This is a genomic window from Polymorphobacter sp. PAMC 29334, from assembly GCF_019431245.1.
In the GTDB taxonomy this organism is placed as follows: Bacteria; Pseudomonadota; Alphaproteobacteria; order Sphingomonadales; family Sphingomonadaceae; genus Polymorphobacter_B; species Polymorphobacter_B megasporae.
On sequence record NZ_CP080243.1, the window covers coordinates 1,914,222 to 1,935,020 of the forward strand.

Here is a 20,799-nt window from a genome sequence, read left to right on the forward strand (position 1 = left end):
ATCTAGGCTGGCGTCAATTCGACCGAGTAGACCTCGTCGGTATGGACCTTGAAGCCGTTGAGCCAGACCGGCCCGAACGTCGTCGTCAGCGCGGTGTCGGTGGCGTCGCGGCCATGCGCCATCAGGATGCGGCCGATCCGCGGGTGGTTGTGCCTTGCGTCGAAGACATGCCAGCCGCCGCCGAGATAGACGTCGAACCACGCGTGGAAATCCATCGCGGTCGCCGCCGGCGGCACCCCGATGTCGCCTAGATAGCCGGTGCAGTAGCGCGCCGGGATATTCATGCAGCGGCACAGCGCGATCGCGAGATGCGCGAAGTCGCGGCACACCCCGACGCGGTGCTCATGGCCCTCGTTTGCGGTCCGTGTCGCATCGGCATGCTCGTAGCCGTATTCGAGCCGGTGGTGCGCGTATTCGACGATCGCCTGGACGCGGCCCCAACCCGGTTCGACATGCCCGAACAAGCTCCACGCCAGCGCCGACATCCGGTCGGTCTCGCAATAGCGGCTGCCGAGCAGATAGATCAGCGCGTCGTCGGGAACGTCGTCGACTGGATGCTGAATGGCATCGAGATATTGCGGATCGGGCATGCCGCTGTCCTCGACCACGACGTCGCAACTCAGCACGGTGTCGCCCGGCGGGAGCACCATCCGCGTGCAGATGTTGCCGAACTGGTCGATATAGTCGCGCGTCGGCAGCGCCGGGCTGGTCACAACCGCCTGCGGCGTCCGCAGGTCGGCGGCGCGCGACGGATGAACCTTGAGCATTGCCGTCATTGCCGTCGGGACATTGACCCCGAGGATAAGTTCGTAGCCGGCGCGGATCAGCATCGAGGCCTCGTCAGATATGCGCGAATCGCACCGCGCTGCTGCGGACACGCTTGCCACGAACCGGCGTCAATCTCCCAGCGATTCGATGCGATCGTCAAGAATAATTGACGCCTATCGACCGTTCGACTTTCGCGTCATCGAACTTCATCCGCTCGCCTGCCGCCATTCGGCAAGCGATGTCGGTCCGCGGCTCGCCAAGTAGATCAGCGAGGGCGTGGATCTTCATCGTCCGACCGCTGTCGAAGACCTTAATGGCCACGGCTTGGGCCCTTTGCGCCGCCGGAACGACGGTGCGCCTTGACGTAACGATCGTCGCCCAGGCCGCATCCGATAACCAGCACAACGCTCCCGCAACAGCCAAGCCCTCCAACAAACCGGAGACTCCCCGAAACAATACTCTGCGTCGGCATCAGGCTACTGATTGGGCTTGGACGCTAGGCCGTGAGCTCTCTCCGAACGATGCTCGCGCCTGCGCTCAAAGCGGCCAATTTGCCTCGCGCTACGCGGCGAGACAACGGCGCCATGCCGCAGTTCGTCGATGGATAGAGCTTGTCGGCATCAACAAACTGTAGGGCCCTGCGCAGCGTATCGGCCACTTGCTCAGGCGTTTCGATGGTGTCGGTCGCTACATCGATAGCGCCGACCATCACCTTCTTGCCGCGAATGAGTTCGATCAGGTCCATCGGAACGTGCGAATTCTGGCATTCCAGCGAGATGATATCGATGCTGGATTCCTTCAGCTTGGGAAAAGCCTTCTCATATTGCCGCCACTCGGATCCTAAAGTCTTCTTCCAGTCGGTGTTGGCCTTGATCCCGTAGCCGTAGCAGATGTGAACGGCCGTCTCGCACTTGAGCCCCTCGGCCGCCCTTTCCAGGGTCGCAACGCCCCAGTCATTCACTTCGTCGAAGAAGACGTTGAATGCCGGTTCGTCGAACTGGATGATATCCACGCCAGCGGCCTCGAGTTCCCTGGCTTCTTGATTGAGGATCTTGGCGAACTCCCAAGCCAGCTTCTCGCGGTTCTTATAATGGTCGTCGTAGAGCGTATCGATCATCGTCATTGGCCCGGGCAATGCCCATTTGATTGGCTGCTTGGTCTGCCGGCGCAGAAATTTAGCATCTTCGATAAAGACCGGATTTTGGCGTTCGACAGCGCCGACGACCGTCGGCACGCTGGCGTCGTAGCGATCGCGGATCCTGACGGTCTTCTGCGTCTCGAAATCGACACCGCTGAGATGCTCGATAAACGTCGTGACGAAATGCTGACGTGTCTGTTCGCCGTCACTGACGATATCGATGCCGGCCTGCCGTTGATCGTCCAATGACAGACGCAAAGCGTCTTGTTTGCCATCGACCAGATCCTCGCCTTCTAATTTCCACGGCGACCAAAGCGTCCCGGGTTGCGCAAGCCAGACGGGCTTGGGCAAGCTGCCGGCAGTCGAAGTAGGTAGCAATGTGTTCATGGTAGCGGCCTTATGTCTTGATGAATCAGAGCGCGAGACTTGCGGACCATTGCTCGAGTGCGGTTTGATAGGGCTTGATCAGGCGTTCCTCGGTGAACTTGCCCTGCTCGACAGCCAGTCTGCTGCGTTCCTCGCGATCGTAGACGATGCGGGTCAGTGAAAAGTCCTGGTACTTCAGACTTGGTTGATAGCGCTCAGCGGCTGCTGAGTTGGCGTTGTAGATTTCAGGCCGATAGATTTTCTGGAAAGTCTCCATCACGCTAACAGTGCTGACCAGCTCGAGATTGGTATAGTCACCGATCAAATCGCCGAGATGGTAAAAGGCGAACGGCGCGACGCTGTTCGGGGGCATGAAATAGCGAACTTTCATCCCCATCTTGGCGAAATATGCGTCGGTGGCGGAAAATTCGTCGTTACGATATTCGAAACCCAGTATGGGGTGCTTGTTCGTGGTCCGGTGATAGGTCTTGCTGCTCGACACGCTCAGGCAGATGACTGGCGGCTTGCAGAAACATTCCCGATAGTCGCTCGAATTCAAAAAATGCTTGAACAAATTGCCATGCAGGTCGCCGAAACCTTGCGGATCGCCAGATCCGGGATGCGTCTTCTGGTGCTCCGACAGTAGAACATTGAAGTCATAATCGCGCACATAGGATGAAAAGTTATTGCCGACGATGCCGTCGATCCGCTCCTCCGTCTTTCGATCAACGATCTTCGTCTGAAGGATTTCGATTAGCGGGAAGACATCGTCACGTCCTTCGGCATCGATACGCAACTCGACCGAGACAATCTCGAGCTCGACCGTGTAACGATCGCCCCTCGGATTGTCCCAGTGCGCGAGTGAATTGAAGCGATTGTCGATCATGCGCAGGGTATTGCGCAAATTTTCCCGCCGGCTCACGCCCCTTGCCAGATTGGCGAAGTTGGTCGTGATGCGCGTATTGTCGGCGGGACGGTAATTCTCGTCGAACGCGATGCGATTTATCGAAAAGGCAAAGACTGTAGGCATCGACCGGTCACCTGCTTTTGCCGGGCGAGAGGGCCGAAGGAAGAGCGCACAGGACCGGCAAGCCGGCGCCGAAGCCCCAGCCCATGAGTCAAGCGCGATCCACCGGAGGAACCCCCGTCCGAGGAACGTATCGCGTCGGAGGCAGGTCTACTGACTTACGGGTCAATGCGACGGTCCCGGCCTTCCCAGCACCCTTGCGGGTGCCAGTGACACGAAATGGAACCGCCACTCGCCGCTTACAGTTGCGGGGGCAGCGCCGGATTCCGCTCTACGAGCGCCACCGGCTTCCCGTCTTAGCCCCGTCGCCCGGCTCATCTCTGAGTCGGAAACGGGGAACCTCGACACGTCGGTTACACACCCAATGGCCATACCGTGTCAACAGGCATATAAAGATATCTTTATGTCGTTATGAGACGTACATGTGGTTCACCATGTCGTTGATCCAGGTTGACGGGCCTGGACCTCGTCGTCTCGATGTCGTTTGGAACGTGAACGCCTGGCAGCTTCCGAAAGCGGACAATCACGTCGGCATGGCAAGTTGTGGGTCGAAGAATGCGGCAAAGTTCTGCGATCGCCGCGTCTTGGTGGCGTTCAGATAAGCGTCCGTAGTCCCGGCCGCTCTCGCATGTCGATCTGGAGCTCGAATATATCAGGACGCGAATAGTGGCCGACGGTGTCGAGATAAAGCCGACCCTCAGCGACGATATCGGTACCGATGACGGCATTAAGGGTCAGCGTGTCGTGTTGTCCGGCGGCAGCAATGATCGTCGCGTCGGGACCAACGATCGCGCTTCCGCCCGATTTGAGCAGCTCGCGCTCGGCTGGGATTGCTTCGAGCATAGCGCGAGCGGCGGGCTCATCGGTTTCGAGGCTGTCGAAGCCATCAAACACCTGCGATCGAGTAAGGACGGTGCCGGCAGCAGCGACGAAGCACTGGCCTTCGAAGGCATAGTGCCGGCTGGCGAGGAGGTGAAGCTCGGTGACGGCAGGCCAGAGCGCGAAGTGAAGAACTTGACCATGTTGGTGCCGCGCTGCGCGAGCGAGCGGCATCCAGTGCTCCCAGCAGATGAGGGCGCCGACAGGACCATATTTTCCCGGCCAGGGTCCGAGGGTGCTGCCGTCCGCTGCGGCCCAGATCAGCCGCTCGTTGTGGGTCGGCATCATCTTGCGGTGGATGTCGCGCCTCCCCGGGGTCAGGCGCACGACGGTGTTGAATATGCTCGAGCCGCGCCGCTCTTGAATGCCCATCACGATCTCGACCGAAAGTTCAGCGGAGAGGGCGGCCAGACGCGCGATTTCACGTCCCTCGAGCTCGGGACAATTGTGCAACAGGACGCGAAATAGTGCCTCGGCGGGCTTGTGGCCAAAAAGCGCCGACCCGGGGGCGTCATCGAGCCAGACTGGATAGCCGGGGAGCCATGCTTCCGGAAAAACGATGACGTCGGCCCCATTGCCTGCCGCCTCCCGGATCAGCCGTTCAGCGCACACGATACTGGCTGGAAGATTGAGAAACACCGGAGGACTCTGAATGATCGAGATCGAGATCATTGGCATCGTGGCGCTTCTTCCCAAAATGGTACGAGCGCCGCTCTGGCAGGGTGGCCTGGCGCAAACTGGCGGCGGTGCCATCGACGCCGGGCAGGGGGCTCGACCCGGACGACCGTTCCGCGCTTGTCGGGATCATTCCGGCACGCGCGCGCGGACCCACTGTCGTCGTAGAAGCGTGAGGCCAGCCAATAACAATCCGGCCGGGATCGCCATGAGCGAAAAGGCGATGGCGCCGCTGGTGCTCGCGAATAATATGGCGGTGAGCCGCGAGCCTGCGGTTCCACCCAACGCCGAAAACATCACCACCAAGCCCAGCAACTCGGTATGCCGCGATTTTGGGCTGGCGGACAGCAGGACCGAGACGATCGTCGGGTAAACCGGCGCGAGGCAGAAGCCGACCACGAGGAAAAGATATGCGGCGAGCGGCGCTTTCGTCCAATCGGTGATCGGCGTTGTCGCTGCGCTGACGCTGCTCAATGCACCGATTGCCAATACCGCACCCGCCACCACCACAAGGCAGATGATCAGGATCGGGTACCAGTTGACGCGGCGCAGCAGAACCCCGCTGACGAGGCGCCCGGCTGCAATCGACGCAGCATAGACGCTGCCCGCAATGACGCTGGTCGCCTGCGAAAGGCCCAGGACCTCGTTGTTGAACGTCGGCAGCCAGGTGCCGATCCCCTGCTCGATGAACACATAGGTGAAGGCGCAGGCGATAAAAATTAGCACGAGCGGCAGTCGCACCAGCGCGAGCATGGCGGCGATCGAAGCCGTTCCGGGTTCCGGTTGATCGGCGCTCTCGTCGATCACGACCGAGGCGAGCAGAACAAAAGCCACGACGCACAAGGCGGCGAGCGGCCAATAGGCGTCGAGCCAGTCGCGATTGCTCGCCAGCCGTCCGCCGCCGATGAAGTGGCTGAACAGTACCGCGATCGACAGCACCCCCAGCATGAACGCGCCTTCGATGATTGCAGTCAGGCTGGCGTGCTGGCGGCTGGTCGACGTCGCCAGCCCGATCATCGCGTAAAGCCCGATCTTCACGCACGCGAAGGCGAAGCCGATCACAGCGTAATGGAGGCAGATCGTGAGATAACCCGGCACGAGGGGCATCAGCACGCAGGCCAAACCAGTGACGGCGAGCCCCGCCATCATCGCGCGCTTCAACCCGATCCGCGGCAGATAGCTCGCCAGCAGGAACGAGACGACGGCGATGGTGATGTCCTTGAAGCCGTCGAACCAGCCCGCCTGCGCCTTCGTCACGCCGAGCGTCGCAGCCGACTGGAGGATCACCGTCCCAACCGTGTTGAGGACCATGCCATAAGTGAAATAGGTCACGACGAGGGCGGCGATCAGCCGTGATCGTTGCATAGCCGGTGCCTCGATAAGCGGTGGGTCGCAGCCGAGTCCGGCCGCAACCCACAGCGGAGTAACAGTATTCTTAGAACTTAAACCCGCCGGTGAAGCGGAACGAGCGTCCGAAGATCGGCCGCACGACGGGCAGGGCCGTGCCCGGCCCGGCAAGGAAGCGCGGGTTGCCCTCGGTCAGGCCGTGCGAGTTGGTTAGGTTGTCGGCTGCAACCTGAATGGTGACCGGCCCGCGTGTCGCAAGAATTCCCGCGCTGAACGTCGCATAGGCTGGCAACGGCTGGATGTTGGCGAGGTCGCTGTAGCGCTTACCGACCGCTTCATACGTGCCGTAGATAGTCGTCCGAAGTCCCGGCAGCTTGAATTCATATGCAGGCGTGATCCGCGCCTGATACGACGGGATGCGCTCGGCGCGCTTGCCGTTGATGCCGGGCTGCAGGGGGTCGTCGGTCTTGGCATCCTCGAGGACATCGTTTGTCGCGATGCTGAGGCCGAACGAACTTGTCCAGCGCGCGTCAACCTCGAGGCCGTAGGTCTTCGAGCCGGCGACGACGGCTGGGACGCCGACATCGTTGTACACCGCGCCGACCACCTTGTCGTAGAACCCGCTCAGGGACACGTCGAAGGCGTGATCACGGTACTTCGTACCGATCTCATAGGAGCGTATACTCCAGTTCTGGTCGGTTGGCGCGCTGGTGTTGCCGAGCTGCGAGCGGACATCGTCGAAGCTGGGGATATGATAGCCCTGCGAGACGCGCCCATAGACGTCGAGCGTCGACAGAATCCGGTAATTGACGCCGACCGTCCACGGCACCGAATGACGCTCCTCGTTGAGCGTCGACGGCTGGCCGTTGCCCTCGATGTGAAAGTTGATCTTTTCGCTCTGGTAGCGAACGCCGGCGTCGACCCGCAGCGCGTCGGTGATGTTGTAGGAATCAGCAAGGTAGATCGCGTTTTCGTCGGCGGAGCCGAAGTCGGCGATCGCAAACGAACTGATCGGACCGTTGTTAAGGTTGACCGTGTCGACCGAGCCGCCAACCTGTTGCCATGTGTTGTTGCCGAGGCTCCACGCGTCGTTCGAACTGAAGTGGCTGAAGTAATAGCCGACGGTCAGCCGGTTGCCGCCGGTGGCATAGGTCAGCGTCGCCTCGTTGCTGATATAGCTCAAGTCCTTGAGCACCACCCAGCCGCCGAACTGCTGGACATAGTCGGTGGACGCGAGCGTTTGGCCGGTGTGGAGCGTCTGCACCGTCGTCTGACCCGGCGTCAGGAGATTGCCCGGCGACGCCAGCGCGGTCGCCACCGTGATTGCCCCGGCACCCGCAGGGACGAGACCGGCCGTTTGCAGGGTCCCCTTGGTATAGCCGAAATGATCGGCGAAGGTGATGCCCGAGCCGAAGTCGTTCGTCAGATTGCCGCCCGCGATCACTCCCTTCCAACCGCGCCCGGAGCCGAAGTCGAACCGCTGCGTCGCGCCACTTCCGGCGCTCCCCGGGACGATGATCGTCTGGTAACGCGTGTTGTTATTGAGCTGGTTATAGGTGCCGAGGTTCAAACCCGGGACGTCGGCCGCGAAAGGCAGAAACCACTCGCCGTGGTCATCGGTGTAGCGCGCGAAAACGTTGAATTTACCGGTGTCGAACTTTTTCGTGATGTTGACCGATACCTGGCCACCCTTCTCGGTGTCGAAGCCGGCGGTACGGACCGAATCTCCGGAAGAGACATAGCCGCCGACGACATAAAAAAGATCGTCGGCGATCTTGCCGCTCAAGACGCCGTCGACGCGACGCGCGCCATACTCGGTCGATGACACCTTGACCGAACCCTCGGTTTCCTCGTGGCCCTCGCGGAGCAGAAGGTTGGCCGTCAGACCCGGTTGGCCGTCGGAGAACAGCGAGGCCGGGCCGCCATTGACCGCTTCGACCGTCGCCACCGTCTCGTCGAACCGAACGAGCGCGCTCTGGTCCATGAACGACGGGCTCGACGCGCCGTAAACCGGAACGCCGTTGAATTGGAAGGTAACGAACGGCGCATCGCCGGTGCTCGGAATACCGCGGACGAAAACGTTGGCCGTGCCGACTCCGCCCGAGCTCTCGACAAAGATGCCGGGAATCGATTTCAAGGCGTCGCCAGCGCTCTTGGGATTCTGAATCAGGAGGTCGTCGGCCGACAACGACGTTATCGAGTAGCCAGCCTCGAGCTTGCGAATGCCGCTACCGGCCGCCCGCCCGGTGACGACGATGTCGGGTTGTTCATCGACGCTCGGCGCAGGCGTATCGGGTGTCGCCCCCGGCGCAATCTGCGCCGGTGCATCCGGCGCGACCTGCGCCTGTGCCTGCGTCGCGACGAGGACTGCCGCTGCGGTGATTTTCAGCCGGTTTCTGAGTAACATCTTGATCTCTCCCAAGTTTATTTTAGTTTTGTCGAACTCAAAGCAGCGACCCGATCGTCGCCACGTCGAGGCGCGCGATGTCCGGCAGGATGACCGCGGCTCCGCTCAGTGCGCCCTCTGCGTCGATGCCAACCGCGACCATTCCAGCGGCGCGGATCGCGTCGATGCCGGCTTGCGCGTCCTCCACGCCGACGCACTGACCGGGCGACACTCCGAGCGCCGCGGCGCAGGCGAGAAAAATGTCGGGTGCGGGCTTAGGGTTCGCCACCGCGGCGGCGTCGGCGATGAAGTCGAACTCGGCGCCGATGCCAAGGCGCGCGATGACCAATGCCGCGTTGCGGCTCGCCGATGCCACTGCGGTCATGATGCCGGCGGAGCGGCACGCGGCGAGCAAGTCGCGCACACCGTCGAACAGGTCGCTCGGCGAATAGTCGGCGATGAAGCCTTGGTAGATCGCATTCTTCTCGGCCAGCAGCGTCTCGAATTCGCTGTCGCCGAAACTGCGGCCCGATCGATCGAGGATCAGGCGCAGGGAGGAGGCGCGATCGACGCCCTTCAGGCGCTTGTTGAAGGTGCGGTCGAACGCGAGCCCATGCCGCTCGGCGAGCGCCGACCAAGCGAGAAAATGATGCTCTGCCGTATCGGTCAGCACCCCATCGAGATCGAAGATGACCGCCCTGACCTTGGGTCGCGTAAAGCGGACCGGCAGTGCACCGACGACGTCGCGTCGGCCGTGTTCGACAATCGTGACAGTTCCGCCGGCCATCACTGAATAGGTTGCGCCATCGGGATCGACGGCGACCTGCAACCGGCTACCCTGCCACGACAATGTGAAGTTGTACGCCGCGAATTCCGGCGCGGATCGGGGAGCAAAATGGAGTTCACCGCCGCGAACCGCGAGCCCGCCCCAACCTTGCGCGAGGATGAGCCATCCCCCCGCTAGTGCCGCGAGGTGCAAGCCATCACCGGTGTTACCGTGGCGGTCTTCGAGGTCGACCAGCGCCGCCTCTTCAAGAAACCGCCGCGCCTCGCCGAACGCGCCGATCCGAGCGGCGATGATCCCGAAGGCCGGTGCCGATAGTGTTGAATCGTGCGAGGTAACGGGCTCGTAAAAGGCGTAGTTACGGGCAGTCAGCGATAGGGGTTGATCGATAAGGCCCATCGCCAGCGCCTGAATAACATCCCCCTGTTTGCACAGCCTGTGACGCGACAGGGTCATCGGGTGATGATCGAGCAGCAGCGGACGCCGCGGCCGGTTCAGCAGGTATGCAGCAAGCACTGGCTTGTCGAGGAACGTGTCGTCCTGCGGGTTGACGTTCTGCTGAGCATCGACGGGGAGCCACATGTGCCGCGCGGCAGCGACCCACCCGGCGACCTCAGCGTCGGTCAGACCGACACTCGCCACGAGCGACAGGTACGCCGCCTCGTGCTCGGCTTTCATCCAGTCAGCGGTGGCTGCGGCGTAGCTCAGGTGAAGTCGCGCTACGGCGTTGGTGTAGAAGTCGTTGTCGACGAGTATCGTATATTCATCGGGCCCGGTGACGCCGCGAATGCAAAAGGCATTGTCGCGCCGCGGATCGAAGCTGCCGAGATCTATCCAGATCCGCGCAGTCTCGAACAGCATTTCGGCAGCCTCGCGGCGCAACACGCTATCGCCGGTAACATCGACGTAGAATTTGATGGCGTAAGCGATGTCGCCATTCAGATGGACCTGAGCGGCACCAGTCGGATAATGCGACGAACATTCGCCGCCGCCGATCGTCCGCCACGGATAAAGCGCGCCGCGTATGAACCCCATCTGCCGCGCGTTCTCCCGCGCCGCGGCAAGGGTCGCCATTCGAAACTCGATGACCGAGCGCGCCAGCGACGGGGCGGTGAAGGCGAGCACCGGAAGCATGAACGCCTCCGCATCCCAGAAATAATGTCCTTCGTAACCGTCGCTCGTCAGGCCCTTGGCGGCCGTCCCGTGATCCGGACGGCGCGAAGCCGACTGAAAGAGCTCGAAAAGCCCGAAGCGGAGCGCCTCGTTCAGACGCGGGTCGTCGGCCACCGCACAATAGGCTCCGGCCCAAAACTCCGCTAGCTCGGTCTCCTGCTGCTCCGCCAGAAGGTCGTACGCCGGCAGCGCCTGCAGTGACCTATCTGCCGCCCTGGTCAGTTCGACGACACGGTCGAAAGACACGGCATCGCCCGGCGCGAGGTGAGCGACGATCCCGCCGCCATCGGTGTCATCGGTCCATGAGCCTGCATCCCCTACAATCGACTGGCGATAGGCCAGCGCAACGTCGCCACACGTGAACAGGCTGCTGCCGTCCGCAGCGGTCGCCTGCATCCACGGCGGAGCGAGACGAGCAGAGATGCGGGGGTCGGCGTCCGACGCCGCACCGGCACCGGCGCTGATACCGAAGCGCGGCAATAGGGCAATCTCGCCGGAAAAGTCGAGCGCCGTCAGCCGAAAGCGTGAGGCAACGAGCGCCGTGCCGACCATCGGCACGAGCCGGGCCGTATCGATCTCGATCTCGCGCCCATCGATTAGCCGCCAGCGGGTCGTGCGTCGCTGCTGCCCCGTCGCCAGATTGAGCGATCGCGAAAAGCGCGTGATCGTGGCGATCGCGAAATCGACCGGTTCGCCGGAGATGATCAGTCGGACGAGAACCGGGCTCGGGCACAGGATGCGCGTGTCGGTCGTGCGAGTGTAACCGGGAAACGATTCATGATATGCGATCGGCCGGGAGATATAGGCGTCGGGAAAGATCGTGTCTGGGTGCTCGGCGCATTCATCGAGCGATCCCCTGATTCCGACCAAGCCATTGGCCAGTGAAAACAGAGACGCGAAGGTTTCGGCGCGCGGGTCGATCGCTGACGACTGCAGTATTTGTTGCGGATCGTCGTTCGCGGCACCCATACGAGCGTCTACCCCCCAAAGTTTGCATAGTGCTGCTCTGCGACTGTGCCACCTTCAGTCGTGTAGACGCGTCACAGTTATCGATGTCAAGTTATCGATATCATTTTAGGCCGTCGATGCGGCTGCGCTTGCGGTGTCAGGTGGCGCGACGAACGATCTCGACGGACATCGACTCTGAATGCGCGCTGCCCCCCGCGGCGAGCTGGAGAATCTTGTTGGCGAGAAGTTTTCCGCCGCGGTCCCAGTTCTGCCGGATCGACGTCAGCGGAGGGACCACCCGTGACGCGCCGGGAGCATCGTCGAAGCCAACCACTGCGACATCGTCCGGAACCGCAAGTCCAGCCCGCGTAATCGCGGAAATGACCCCCATCGCTATTGCATCGCTGGCGGCAAACACCCCGTCGAACTGACCCGCGCCGTCGGCCAGAACTGACTGCATTGCCTGCTCTCCGCCAGCCTCGGTGAATGGGCTCACGATGCTAAGAACTGGACCATGACCGCCCTCGTCAATTCGCTCACCAAAGCCGCGGAGTCTGTACTCGACCTCGAGGTGGGTCGTGTCGCCGACAAAGATGAGCTTTCGGCGCCCCTGCGCAAGCAGATGCTCCGCGGCGAGGCGGCCGCCGTGGACATTGTCCGATCCAACGGTGACATGGGCCTCGTTGCCATCGACCGGACCCCAAATTACATAAGGAAGTCCCGCCCGCTGGACGATCTCGACCGCGTCTTCGTGCATTCCCTGCCCCAGAAGGATGACGCCGTCGGCGGCGGGCGGTAGCGAACAAAACATCTGCATCGTTGTCAGGACCATATTGTGGTCGCGACTGGTAAGTTCCTGCATGATCGCGCCAAGAAGCGACAGCGGATACGGCTCACTCATCGATCGGTCGTGCGATGGCGTCATTTCGATCACCACGGCGATCGTCCCAGTCCTCTGCTGACGCAAGTTTCTCGCGGCGATATTCAGCCGGTAGCCGCGGTCTTCTGCGAGCTTTCTTATACTTTCGCGGGTGGCGTCCTTGACGAGCGCATGGCCGGAAAGCGCTCGCGATATCGTGATCTTCGAGACGCCAGCCTCGCGTGCCAAATCCGCCATTGTCACGGGGCGCTCTCGCGATCCTTCAGGGGAAGATTTGGCCATGGCGAAATGCCGTAGGTTATTTCGTAATACATTGAAATGTTGCCGCTTGCCGGCGGCGCGAGTTTGGGTGCGCTGGTGGTTTCCTAGATCGTGCGTTCCTGTAGGAAGCACACCTGAAACCAGAACGCAGCAGCCACGGTAGCTCGGCGGACGCCTCATGCATCGCTTCGGGTACGTAAGCTTTTGCAGGCGACCGGGCGTGTCTCATGCTTTGTATTTGTCAATTAGGCGCACGTCGTTACAGCGGTGTAGGCAACCATGCACGTTCAGATGCTCAGTGACGCTTTCAGCGTCAGCAGAAAAGGCGCTAACAAACAAGGTATTCAATAAAATAAAATCGACATTGGATGGGTCGGTGATCTAGATGGTGGCGCTGTTAGCCCGAAAACACCGATCGATCTGCTGTTGCCGACGCTCTTCCGAGACGAACAATAAACGTGCCTGTCATTCTAGTCAATTTTGACGATTTTATTGCTCCGATCGTAGTAGAACGTGCCGAAAAATAAGCGAACAGATTTGTCGAATATGCCTTTCGCACCATTCGAACGACGGCAAGCCCGTCTGCATATATCCTTGGCTGCAGCTAGTATATCGTGGGCATATCGCTTTCATCTTCCGTATCAGCTCGGCGCGGAAAGATTTGCTCGATTAATTTGTCGGTGCACGAATACTCTCGTGATGAGAGGGTCGCGGTGTCACGACGCGTCAATGGCACGCACGCATCGAGCAGTCTCGAGTGCGAGCCCCCTTTGGGCGCCCGCCACGAGCGAGGCCGGTCGAGGGTATCAGCCTCTGGACTAAATCTCAGCCAACATTAACCCTCTATTTACTTTCGATTTTTGTGGCCAGCGAATACATGGTTTACACTTGTTAACTATTTCCGGTGCTTATTATCTCTATATTCGCCTTGAGGGCTCTGTCGGTGGTCTTGGCGCTTTGCAGTGTACAGCCAGCATTGGCTGCTGCCTTGAAACCTCCGACTGTTGCGTCTCCTCGGGTCCATCCTGCACCGCTTGACATAGCGTTATCGATCGAAGCGCAACGGGCTAAAGATTGGGTACTAGCGACAATGGATAACGGCACACTGTCTTTCATGATCGTGGACAAAATCGAGTCTCGACTTTTCCTGTTCAATGCCGATGGCACTTTGGTCGCAACGACCCCTGTGTTGCTCGGTCTCGCGCGTGGCGACGACTCACCGCCGGAAATTGGCACGCGCAAATTGTCGGCGATTACGCCCGCCGAGCGCATCACTCCGGCGGGTCGCTTCGTTGTCGAGGCGGGCAAAGACCTTGCGGGGCGGGACATCTTGTGGATTGATTACGACGCAGCAATCGCCCTTCATCGAGCCTCAGACCGATCTTCGAATTCTGGTCGAAAAAATCGGGCATCGTTACTCTCAAATCCGGTCGTCGCCGCGAGGCGTATTTCGTTGGGGTGCATTAACGTTTCGACTGCATTCTACGATGGCTTTATCCAGCCCGCTTTTCGGCGCAAAAAAGGCGTCGCCTATATTCTACCAGAAACACGTTCGCTTAACGCGCAATTCAACATTCCAGAGATAAAAGCGGCGGAATGGACTGCGGCGGGAATTTAAGGCTGCACAGGCCAGGCCGTAGCGTCGCAGGCGCGGAGCCACGGACGCAGAGAACGGTTCAATCGTCGAGTAACTTGGTAGCGCATCGGAGTAACGGCGTTGCGCTCCGACGCTCAGTTTCCTCAGTGTTGCCGACGAGTATCTTCAGATCGCTTGTTCGAGTTCGTCGAGCAAAGCTTCGAAGCGACGCATCACAGCACGATAAGGCGTGGGGGACGCGAGATCTACCCCGGCGTCACGAACGAGGTTGTAGGCATAGTCCGAGCCGCCGGCCGCTAACATCATGAGGTATTGCGCGCGAACCCCCGCGTGGCCAGCTCGGATCGCCTCCGCAAAATATGATGACGCGGCGATGGCAGTGGCATACTGAAACGAATAGTAACTGGTGTAGAATTGCGGAATGAATGACCACTCGATAGCATAGGCTTGATCGATGTTCATGGTTGGCGCGTAGTATTGCTCAAGAAGCTTGAGGTAGGTCTCGGACATCACCTTGCTGGACATTGGCGCACCAGCAGCGGCTTGAGTGTGGACGGCGTGTTCGAATTCACTAAGCATGGGTTCGCGAAAGATATTCAGACGAAGAAGTTCGAGAAGCTGACCGATATAAAACAGCTTCTCCTCTTTTCCGACGGCGGTGTCGATCAAGTGTTGAGCAAGCAGTTGCTCGTTGCAGGTCGACGCGATCTCCGCGACGAAGGTTTCATAATGCGCCGTCTCGAATGGCTGCTTCGCATTTGCGAGCACGCTGTGCATAGCGTGGCCCCATTCGTGCACGTAACTGGTCAAACCTTGATAGTCGGCGTTGTAATTCAGCAGAATGTAGGGATGAACATCATACGCGTCGGAGTTCATAAAGCTGCCAGCGTATTTTCCCGGGCGCGGTTTCAAATCGACCCAACGCGCGCCGCTCGCAGCCTCCAGCCTCGCGACATAGTCTGTGCCGAGAGGTCGGATGCTGTCGATCATCGCAGCGCGAGCGGCCGCGCTGGAGAACGTACGCGTGGTGCGACCGAGCGGCGCATAGATGTCATAATAATGGAGGTCTGGAAGGTTCAGCGCCCGCCGGCGCAGGCGAAGATAGCGTTGCAGGAGCGGAATTCCGGCGCGCGTCTCTGCAATCATCGTTGTGAAAACCGCCCGCGGCGTCGCCGTAGCCGCAAGTGCGGCGTCGAGTGCACTGTCGTAGCGCCCGAGGCGGGCCAGCATGTTGTCGGCCGCCACCTGCGTCGCATAAATCGACCCCAAGGTGTTTTCGTAAGCGCCGTAGCTGCTCCAGAACGCGTAGAACACGCGCTTGCGATCGGTTCGGTCGGCGATGGCCCGTGCACGCGTATAGCCCGCGTCGTCGAGGCGAACATCTTCCCCGATTGACAAGCGGATCATCGGATGAGGCATGTCCGAGCCCAGCAGCTGATTATAGGTGGCTTGAGGACCATCGAACAGCTGACTGCCCGAGGCCAAAGCGGCAACCTCGCCCGCCGGCAGTGCATGGGAGGCCAGTCTAAGCACGTCGTATAAACGGTGCCGGAAGGGCCCTAGCGCCGGGTCGGCAGCCAACCACGCGTCAATTTTCTCGCGGCCCAGCATTCGGATCGCCGGGTCCACCCACGCCGTCGATGCGACCAACTCGCCAGCAAGAGTGTCGGCGCGCGTTCGCCGTTGCTGGGCGGCAACATCGCGCAGATCGGCGCTGGCCGACAGCCGGGCGTACGTCGAGAGCCGCATCGACTGCCGGTGTGCCTGCGAAATTGCCGTCAGCGCGTAGCCGAACAGGTGTGGGCTCCGGGCAAACCCGGTTTCAAAAGCGCCGAGCTGTGCCACCTGTGCCTCGGCAGCATCCAAGGCTGCGGTCCAGGCACCATCGTTCTCGTACAGGTCGCGCAGGTCCGATTCCGTCGGCAAGGCGTCCCCGGCGAAAGTCGGCTTCGTCACCAGCCCCACAGCTGAGAACGACATTCCGGTCAGCAATTCACGCCGATTCATGCAGGCTCCTCAACGACGTGGCCGCGGCGCGCCACCAACTTAATTTGAAAATCGAGCGGGCTAAGGTGAAATGCAGCTGCGGTCTTGACCCCTGTATTCGCTTGGCCTGCCACCGGTCTCGACGAGCCTCTTTGAAGCGCTAATCATGATTGCCATGAGCCAGGTCAACCTGCTCCTCCCGAACGGGCACGCGCCCATCCGTGGGCATCCCTAGGACGTTCCGTGCCACATTCGTTTTCCGGCAGGTCGGATAGAGCAAGCGACACATACTCGGGCCGCCGATCGAGATAGGACGTCGCAGCATTGGTCGGATCGAAGCCATAGCTGACCAGCTCGACGATCCGTTTCTTGAAATAGTCGAGCAATGCACGGACACCCCGATCGATCTGATCGCTTCCGATCTGTCGACTGGCCAGCACCCACCCTTCGCGTTGGTAGCGGATCACGTCTTTTTTCGCGAGCGTCTGGCAATGCCGGTACACCGTTCCATAGCTCAAGCCCGACAGTCGGGCGATGGCGCGTGCCGTGATCGGCCGGCGAACTTCGTCCGGGGTGAACTTGTTGGCATATCGCTCGGTGAGCCCCGGATCGATGGTAATATGCCGGACATTGGCGACGATGATGATGATCCAGACGAGTTTACTCGTCCAATCGGGGACAGGCTCGGCCGCGTATTCGAACGGCACCAACCAAATATCGAGGGCCATAGCGATAATGCGCCATCTGAGATCGGGTGCGGGGATTCGGTTGGCGGACCGGAACGGCATGTCCCGGCCCAGATCTTCGGTCAGGCGTACGATACTGTCGTGGGCGAAAACCATCAGTTCGATAATCTGGTGCTCAATTCGGGGATCGATGGAGATAGCGACCCCTCTGTCCACCGACACGACCCAACCGAGATCGATCAGGCGCATCACGTGGCGGTGGGTGGTCGCGTAAGGCTTGTGCAGGGATGCTGCGAGCGCGTTGATCGATGCGCACTGAACGATCTTCTGCGGACGGCGAAAGCATTCGCCGTCGATCCAGTCACCGCCACATCGGCGCAGCAGCAGGATCAGGACGACGGCAGACTCGAAATGTCCCGGCACCAGCTCGGCGGTCGCGATCGACGAACTCAGATGAAGCTCGTTGCCCAACCGGGAGAGTTTCCTGACGGCAATATCGTTCAAGACGGCTTTCCAATTCGCCCGGCGCTCCAGATCACACGCGTTGTCTCCCATAGGCGATGGGCATCAATAACGAAACGGAGTGTGATCCAAAATGGATATGCTGCTTGTTGCGCACTGATTAATGATAAGTAAACCATCCCCAAGTTCAACGTAAAAGGGGATTTTTATGCGTAATTTACTTTTCGTATCGGTAGTCGGATGTATGCTCGCGAGCTCGGCTCAGGCTGCGATCACCTTCACCCTGAAAGATGTGATGTTCTCGGATTGGGCAACTGCCTCGGGAAGTTTCACGACGGACGACGCGGCTACGCGCGTCATTGATTACAATATCGCGACGTCATCGGGCTTCTTTTCGGCCGACCCCGAACTATATTTAGATAGAATGGACGCTCCTGCTTTCAATTATAATAAGGATACCGCGGGGGCGAAGCTCATTTCAGGCGACGGGTTTACCTCAATCTATTTCGTTGTACCCGACGAGTATGATCAAGGACGCGGTATTGGCCTCAATTTCGTCACCCCTTCGGTCGCCGGTGAAACGTCGATTTGGGGTTTGGAAGGCGTATTCGTCTATAATCGCGAGATCGAGGCTGGCGTAGTGTTTGCCAGCAAGGGCGTCGTCGTTCCGAACCCCGACGATGGCGGTCCGACCGCAGGTGTGGTTCCGGAACCTTCGATGTGGGCGATGATGATCGGCGGCTTCGGTCTGGTCGGTTCGAAGATGCGTCGCCGCAAGGGTGCCGTTGCGACCGGCTTCAGCTTCGCCTGAAGTCTCCTTTTCTCGGGGCGACCCAAGGGCCGTCGACCAAGTTTCGACGGCCCGTTCTCCGTCACGCCCGCAGGTCATGCCGTCACCTCGACGTCGCTGCGGATCAGCGTATCTATCAGCGCGCATAATTCCTCGGGCGCGTCCTCGTGGAGGAATGCCCGGCGTCGGCGATGATTGAGTGGGCTTGGCCGCGCGCGCCGGGAATGCGGTCTATGAAGACCTTCTCGCCGCCGCGGGTGACCGCATCCTTATCACCGAACGCGGTCAGGACCGGTTTTTCTAAACGGCGGAGCACCTTCCACGCGGCAATGTTCTCGGCGACCGAGGCATGCTCGGGAGTTATTGGCACCAGGGTGGGAAGTTGTCGCGCGCCTTTTTTGAAGCGCTCATCGGGGAACGGCGCGTCGTACGCCGCGATCTCTTCCGGGGTCAGACTGCGCGTTACGCCGCTGTCGACGACAAGGTCGTAAAATGCATCGTTTCGTCGAACATCCCGGCACCGTGAGGCAGCAAGTCGATCGATACGCAGGCATGTAAGAAACGACGGGTAAAAACGAGATCCAGCCCCTCGTCGAGCGCCAACCATTCAGGTATAACGGTGCTGCGCGCGGCATGGTCCGCCAACGTCGACACTGCCGCGGCGTGCACAGTCTGACTGATGCGATAGCCATAATATAATCGGCCATCTTCTTATGACTCATCGTCATCATCCTAGATTGTGGTTGCCGCAGCAGCGTCGATGTCCGTTGGCCACCGTAAAAATGACGGCGGCCAATTCGAACATTTTTCAGTCATCAAGGCCGCGATTTCAGGTCCGCGACCATAGTCCGTCAGGCAGCTTCTGCGGCGTGGACGACGGGAAAGTCGATGTCGGTGTGGGCGACGTTGTTGACGTAGTTGGTCAGCACGTTGACCGCGACGCTCGCGACGATCTCGATGACCTGCGCTTCGGTGAAGCCCGCGAGACGCACGGCGGCAATGTCCGCGTCGCTGACGCGACCGCGCGCTTCGAGCACCTTGCTAGCGAACACGACAGCCGCGTCGGCCTTGGCGTCGCCCGAGTGGCCGGCCCGGTTCAGCGCGATCTCGACTTCGTCGATTTTGGCGAGGTTCAGCCCGAGATAGGTGTGCGCCGACAGGCAATAGTCGCAACCGTTGGCCTGAGCGACGGCAAGTGCGATGCGCTCGCGGGTCTTGGCATCGAGGGCGTGGCCGAGCGCACCGTTGAGGCTGAGATAGCCTTCGAGCGCGGCCGGGCTGGTGCCGATGAGGCGGAACATGTTGGGGACGACGCCGAGGGTCTTCTCGACGGCATCGAGGAGCGGCTGCGACTTGGCGGGAGCATCGGCGCGGGCAGGGATGGTCAGGCGTGACATGAGTTTTCTCCTTGGCAGCGTCGCCAAGTGCGGCCTGCCCACTTCAAATGCTCTATCGCGCGTATGATGATAATCCGGTCTATATGCACCTTACTCATGCGGAATACGGGATAACGATGGACCAACTCGACGTGCTCCGGACGTTTGTAGCGGTTGCCGACGAGGCCAGCTTCAGCGAAGCGGCACGACGTCTTCGCATCTCACAGACGGCTGCGAGCCGGGCAATTTCCACGCTCGAGGAAACCCTTGGGACGGCACTATTGAGCCGCACGACACGCTCGGTCAGGTTGACGGAATCAGGAGCGCTTTATCTGGAGCGTTGCCGCGCAATCTTGCTGGATCTCGACGAGGCGGCACTCGCGCTGCGCGGCGGTTCCGCGACGCCGGGCGGGACGCTGGTGCTCACTGCGCCCGTGACCTTCGGGCGGCTTCACATCCTGCCGATCGTGACGGCGTTGCTGCGCGCGCATCCAGCACTCAAGGTCGAACTGACGCTCATCGACCGACGGGTGCGACTGGTCGACGAGGGGATCGATGTTGCCGTCAGGGTCGGCGACCTTTCCGACTCGGTGCTCCACGCGCTTAAAGTCGCCGATGTGCGGCGAATATTGGTCGCTAGCCCGGCCTATCTTGCCGCGCACGGCACGCCGGACAGCGTCACGGCACTCCACGATCATGCGCTGATCGCCTTCACCGAACTCGACCGCGGCCAGGAATGGCGGTTCGGACAGGCGGGCAAGCCCGCGATTCGGATCGAGCCGCGGCTGAGCGTGAACACCGCCGATGCAGCGATCGCCGCCGCAGTCGACGGTGCCGGAATCGCGCGCGTGTTCTCGTATCAGGCTACGGCTGCGATTGCCTCGGGACGCCTGGTCACGCTGCTCGATAGCGCCGCGCCGCCAGCAGTGCCGGTCCATCTTGTCTACCAGGCGAACCGCCGAGCCTCGGTAAATGTCCGCGCCTTTATCGATACTGCACGAACGCGCCTGGCGCACTTCGACGACGGCTTCGGTGAGCAACGACCGGTCCTTGCCGCACCCTAAAAAGCAGTGGAGATCACGAAGACCAACGCCGTTCGGCCGCGCGCTGCCGCCGTAATAGTCGATCGGCGAGCCCAACGCCCAGTTCAACCAGGTCATCACCGTCCAAAAGGCAGAGACTGCGACGCACGCAGTACACTGGTCTTACGGTCCTCGGGCATGACGATCCACGGCGGTAGTCCGACATCGCGCGCGCGGCGGCGATCCTG

16 protein-coding genes, 1 pseudogene and 1 riboswitch are annotated in these 20,799 nt (G+C 60.7%); of the genes and pseudogenes, 4 read left to right on the forward strand and 13 right to left on the reverse strand.

The window, feature by feature from the left end:
• Positions 1 to 2: 2 nt before the first annotated feature.
• The 9 genes from KZX46_RS12965 to KZX46_RS13005 form a co-directional block, all read right to left on the reverse strand.
• Positions 3 to 830: a transglutaminase family protein gene (locus KZX46_RS12965; RefSeq protein WP_219774345.1), complete on the reverse strand. Its 828-nt coding sequence runs from the start codon at positions 828 to 830 to the stop codon at positions 3 to 5.
• Positions 831 to 924: 94 nt separating this feature from the next.
• Positions 925 to 1,089, reverse strand: a complete 165-nt coding sequence (locus KZX46_RS12970; RefSeq protein ID WP_219774346.1) for a hypothetical protein — start codon at positions 1,087 to 1,089, stop codon at positions 925 to 927.
• Positions 1,090 to 1,264: 175 nt separating this feature from the next.
• Complete coding sequence (locus KZX46_RS12975) at positions 1,265 to 2,293, reverse strand: methionine synthase (protein WP_219774347.1); 1,029 nt, start codon at positions 2,291 to 2,293, stop codon at positions 1,265 to 1,267.
• A gap of 25 nt (positions 2,294 to 2,318) precedes the next feature.
• Complete coding sequence (locus KZX46_RS12980) at positions 2,319 to 3,302, reverse strand: DUF1852 domain-containing protein (protein ID WP_219774348.1); 984 nt, start codon at positions 3,300 to 3,302, stop codon at positions 2,319 to 2,321.
• Positions 3,303 to 3,424: 122 nt separating this feature from the next.
• A riboswitch (cobalamin riboswitch) is annotated at positions 3,425 to 3,658 on the reverse strand.
• Positions 3,659 to 3,893: 235 nt separating this feature from the next.
• Positions 3,894 to 4,931 (reverse strand): carbon-nitrogen hydrolase family protein, encoded by a 1,038-nt coding sequence (locus KZX46_RS12985; protein WP_219774349.1) that lies wholly within the window; start codon positions 4,929 to 4,931, stop codon positions 3,894 to 3,896.
• A 51-nt stretch (positions 4,932 to 4,982) separates the two neighbouring features.
• A complete protein-coding gene (locus tag KZX46_RS12990; protein WP_219774350.1) occupies positions 4,983 to 6,218 on the reverse strand; it encodes a sugar MFS transporter in 1,236 nt (411 codons plus the stop codon).
• 70 nt (positions 6,219 to 6,288) lie between these two features.
• Positions 6,289 to 8,607, reverse strand: a complete 2,319-nt coding sequence (locus tag KZX46_RS12995) for a TonB-dependent receptor domain-containing protein (protein ID WP_219774351.1) — start codon at positions 8,605 to 8,607, stop codon at positions 6,289 to 6,291.
• A gap of 37 nt (positions 8,608 to 8,644) precedes the next feature.
• Positions 8,645 to 11,512 carry a beta-phosphoglucomutase gene (pgmB, locus tag KZX46_RS13000; protein WP_219774352.1) on the reverse strand — a complete coding sequence of 956 codons (2,868 nt, stop codon included), beginning with the start codon at positions 11,510 to 11,512 and terminating at the stop codon, positions 8,645 to 8,647.
• A gap of 136 nt (positions 11,513 to 11,648) precedes the next feature.
• On the reverse strand, positions 11,649 to 12,812 hold the full coding sequence (locus tag KZX46_RS13005) for a LacI family DNA-binding transcriptional regulator (RefSeq protein ID WP_226895942.1): 1,164 nt from the start codon (positions 12,810 to 12,812) through the stop codon (positions 11,649 to 11,651).
• Positions 12,813 to 13,722: 910 nt separating this feature from the next.
• Between KZX46_RS13005 and KZX46_RS13010 the strand changes: the two genes are divergently transcribed.
• Positions 13,723 to 14,250, forward strand: a complete 528-nt coding sequence (locus KZX46_RS13010; RefSeq protein WP_219774353.1) for a L,D-transpeptidase — start codon at positions 13,723 to 13,725, stop codon at positions 14,248 to 14,250.
• A gap of 144 nt (positions 14,251 to 14,394) precedes the next feature.
• On the opposite strand, the gene KZX46_RS13015 is transcribed toward KZX46_RS13010, so the two are convergent.
• Positions 14,395 to 16,236 carry a M3 family oligoendopeptidase gene (locus KZX46_RS13015; RefSeq protein WP_219774354.1) on the reverse strand — a complete coding sequence of 614 codons (1,842 nt, stop codon included), beginning with the start codon at positions 16,234 to 16,236 and terminating at the stop codon, positions 14,395 to 14,397.
• Positions 16,237 to 16,400: 164 nt separating this feature from the next.
• Positions 16,401 to 17,405, reverse strand: coding sequence for a helix-turn-helix domain-containing protein (locus tag KZX46_RS13020; protein ID WP_219774355.1), 1,005 nt, complete (start codon positions 17,403 to 17,405; stop codon positions 16,401 to 16,403).
• Positions 17,406 to 17,571: 166 nt separating this feature from the next.
• Between KZX46_RS13020 and KZX46_RS13025 the strand changes: the two genes are divergently transcribed.
• Positions 17,572 to 18,174, forward strand: a complete 603-nt coding sequence (locus tag KZX46_RS13025; RefSeq protein WP_226895943.1) for a PEPxxWA-CTERM sorting domain-containing protein — start codon at positions 17,572 to 17,574, stop codon at positions 18,172 to 18,174.
• A 115-nt stretch (positions 18,175 to 18,289) separates the two neighbouring features.
• Here KZX46_RS13025 and KZX46_RS13030 read toward each other — a convergent pair whose 3' ends face one another.
• Both KZX46_RS13030 and KZX46_RS13035 read right to left on the reverse strand, forming a co-directional pair.
• A complete protein-coding gene (locus KZX46_RS13030; RefSeq protein WP_219774356.1) occupies positions 18,290 to 18,760 on the reverse strand; it encodes a hypothetical protein in 471 nt (156 codons plus the stop codon).
• Positions 18,761 to 19,004: 244 nt separating this feature from the next.
• On the reverse strand, positions 19,005 to 19,550 hold the full coding sequence (locus KZX46_RS13035; protein WP_216710349.1) for a carboxymuconolactone decarboxylase family protein: 546 nt from the start codon (positions 19,548 to 19,550) through the stop codon (positions 19,005 to 19,007).
• A gap of 116 nt (positions 19,551 to 19,666) precedes the next feature.
• On the opposite strand from KZX46_RS13035, the pseudogene KZX46_RS22920 reads away from it, so the two are divergent.
• Both KZX46_RS22920 and KZX46_RS13040 read left to right on the forward strand, forming a co-directional pair.
• A pseudogene (locus KZX46_RS22920) lies at positions 19,667 to 19,792 on the forward strand (LysR family transcriptional regulator); the annotation flags it as partial.
• A 90-nt stretch (positions 19,793 to 19,882) separates the two neighbouring features.
• The gene (locus KZX46_RS13040; RefSeq protein ID WP_226896283.1) at positions 19,883 to 20,593 is read left to right on the forward strand and encodes a LysR substrate-binding domain-containing protein; all 711 of its coding nucleotides are present in this window, start codon (positions 19,883 to 19,885) and stop codon (positions 20,591 to 20,593) included.
• Positions 20,594 to 20,799: the final 206 nt, after the last annotated feature.

What these genes read in the sequence shown, in the direction of transcription:
- KZX46_RS12965 (WP_219774345.1), bottom strand. Translation starts at nt 830, where the DNA reads ATGCTGATCCGCGCCGGCTACGAACTTATCCTCGGGGTCAATGTCCCG.
- KZX46_RS12975 (WP_219774347.1), bottom strand. Translation starts at nt 2,293, where the DNA reads ATGAACACATTGCTACCTACTTCGACTGCCGGCAGCTTGCCCAAGCCC.
- KZX46_RS12980 (WP_219774348.1), bottom strand. Translation starts at nt 3,302, where the DNA reads ATGCCTACAGTCTTTGCCTTTTCGATAAATCGCATCGCGTTCGACGAG.
- KZX46_RS12985 (WP_219774349.1), bottom strand. Translation starts at nt 4,931, where the DNA reads ATGGCACCGCCGCCAGTTTGCGCCAGGCCACCCTGCCAGAGCGGCGCT.
- KZX46_RS12990 (WP_219774350.1), bottom strand. Translation starts at nt 6,218, where the DNA reads ATGCAACGATCACGGCTGATCGCCGCCCTCGTCGTGACCTATTTCACT.
- KZX46_RS12995 (WP_219774351.1), bottom strand. Translation starts at nt 8,607, where the DNA reads ATGTTACTCAGAAACCGGCTGAAAATCACCGCAGCGGCAGTCCTCGTC.
- pgmB (WP_219774352.1), bottom strand. Translation starts at nt 11,512, where the DNA reads ATGGGTGCCGCGAACGACGATCCGCAACAAATACTGCAGTCGTCAGCG.
- KZX46_RS13005 (WP_226895942.1), bottom strand. Translation starts at nt 12,812, where the DNA reads ATGAGGCGTCCGCCGAGCTACCGTGGCTGCTGCGTTCTGGTTTCAGGT.
- KZX46_RS13010 (WP_219774353.1), top strand. Translation starts at nt 13,723, where the DNA reads ATGGATAACGGCACACTGTCTTTCATGATCGTGGACAAAATCGAGTCT.
- KZX46_RS13015 (WP_219774354.1), bottom strand. Translation starts at nt 16,236, where the DNA reads ATGAATCGGCGTGAATTGCTGACCGGAATGTCGTTCTCAGCTGTGGGG.
- KZX46_RS13025 (WP_226895943.1), top strand. Translation starts at nt 17,572, where the DNA reads ATGCGTAATTTACTTTTCGTATCGGTAGTCGGATGTATGCTCGCGAGC.
- KZX46_RS13030 (WP_219774356.1), bottom strand. Translation starts at nt 18,760, where the DNA reads ATGGTTGGCGCTCGACGAGGGGCTGGATCTCGTTTTTACCCGTCGTTT.
- KZX46_RS13035 (WP_216710349.1), bottom strand. Translation starts at nt 19,550, where the DNA reads ATGTCACGCCTGACCATCCCTGCCCGCGCCGATGCTCCCGCCAAGTCG.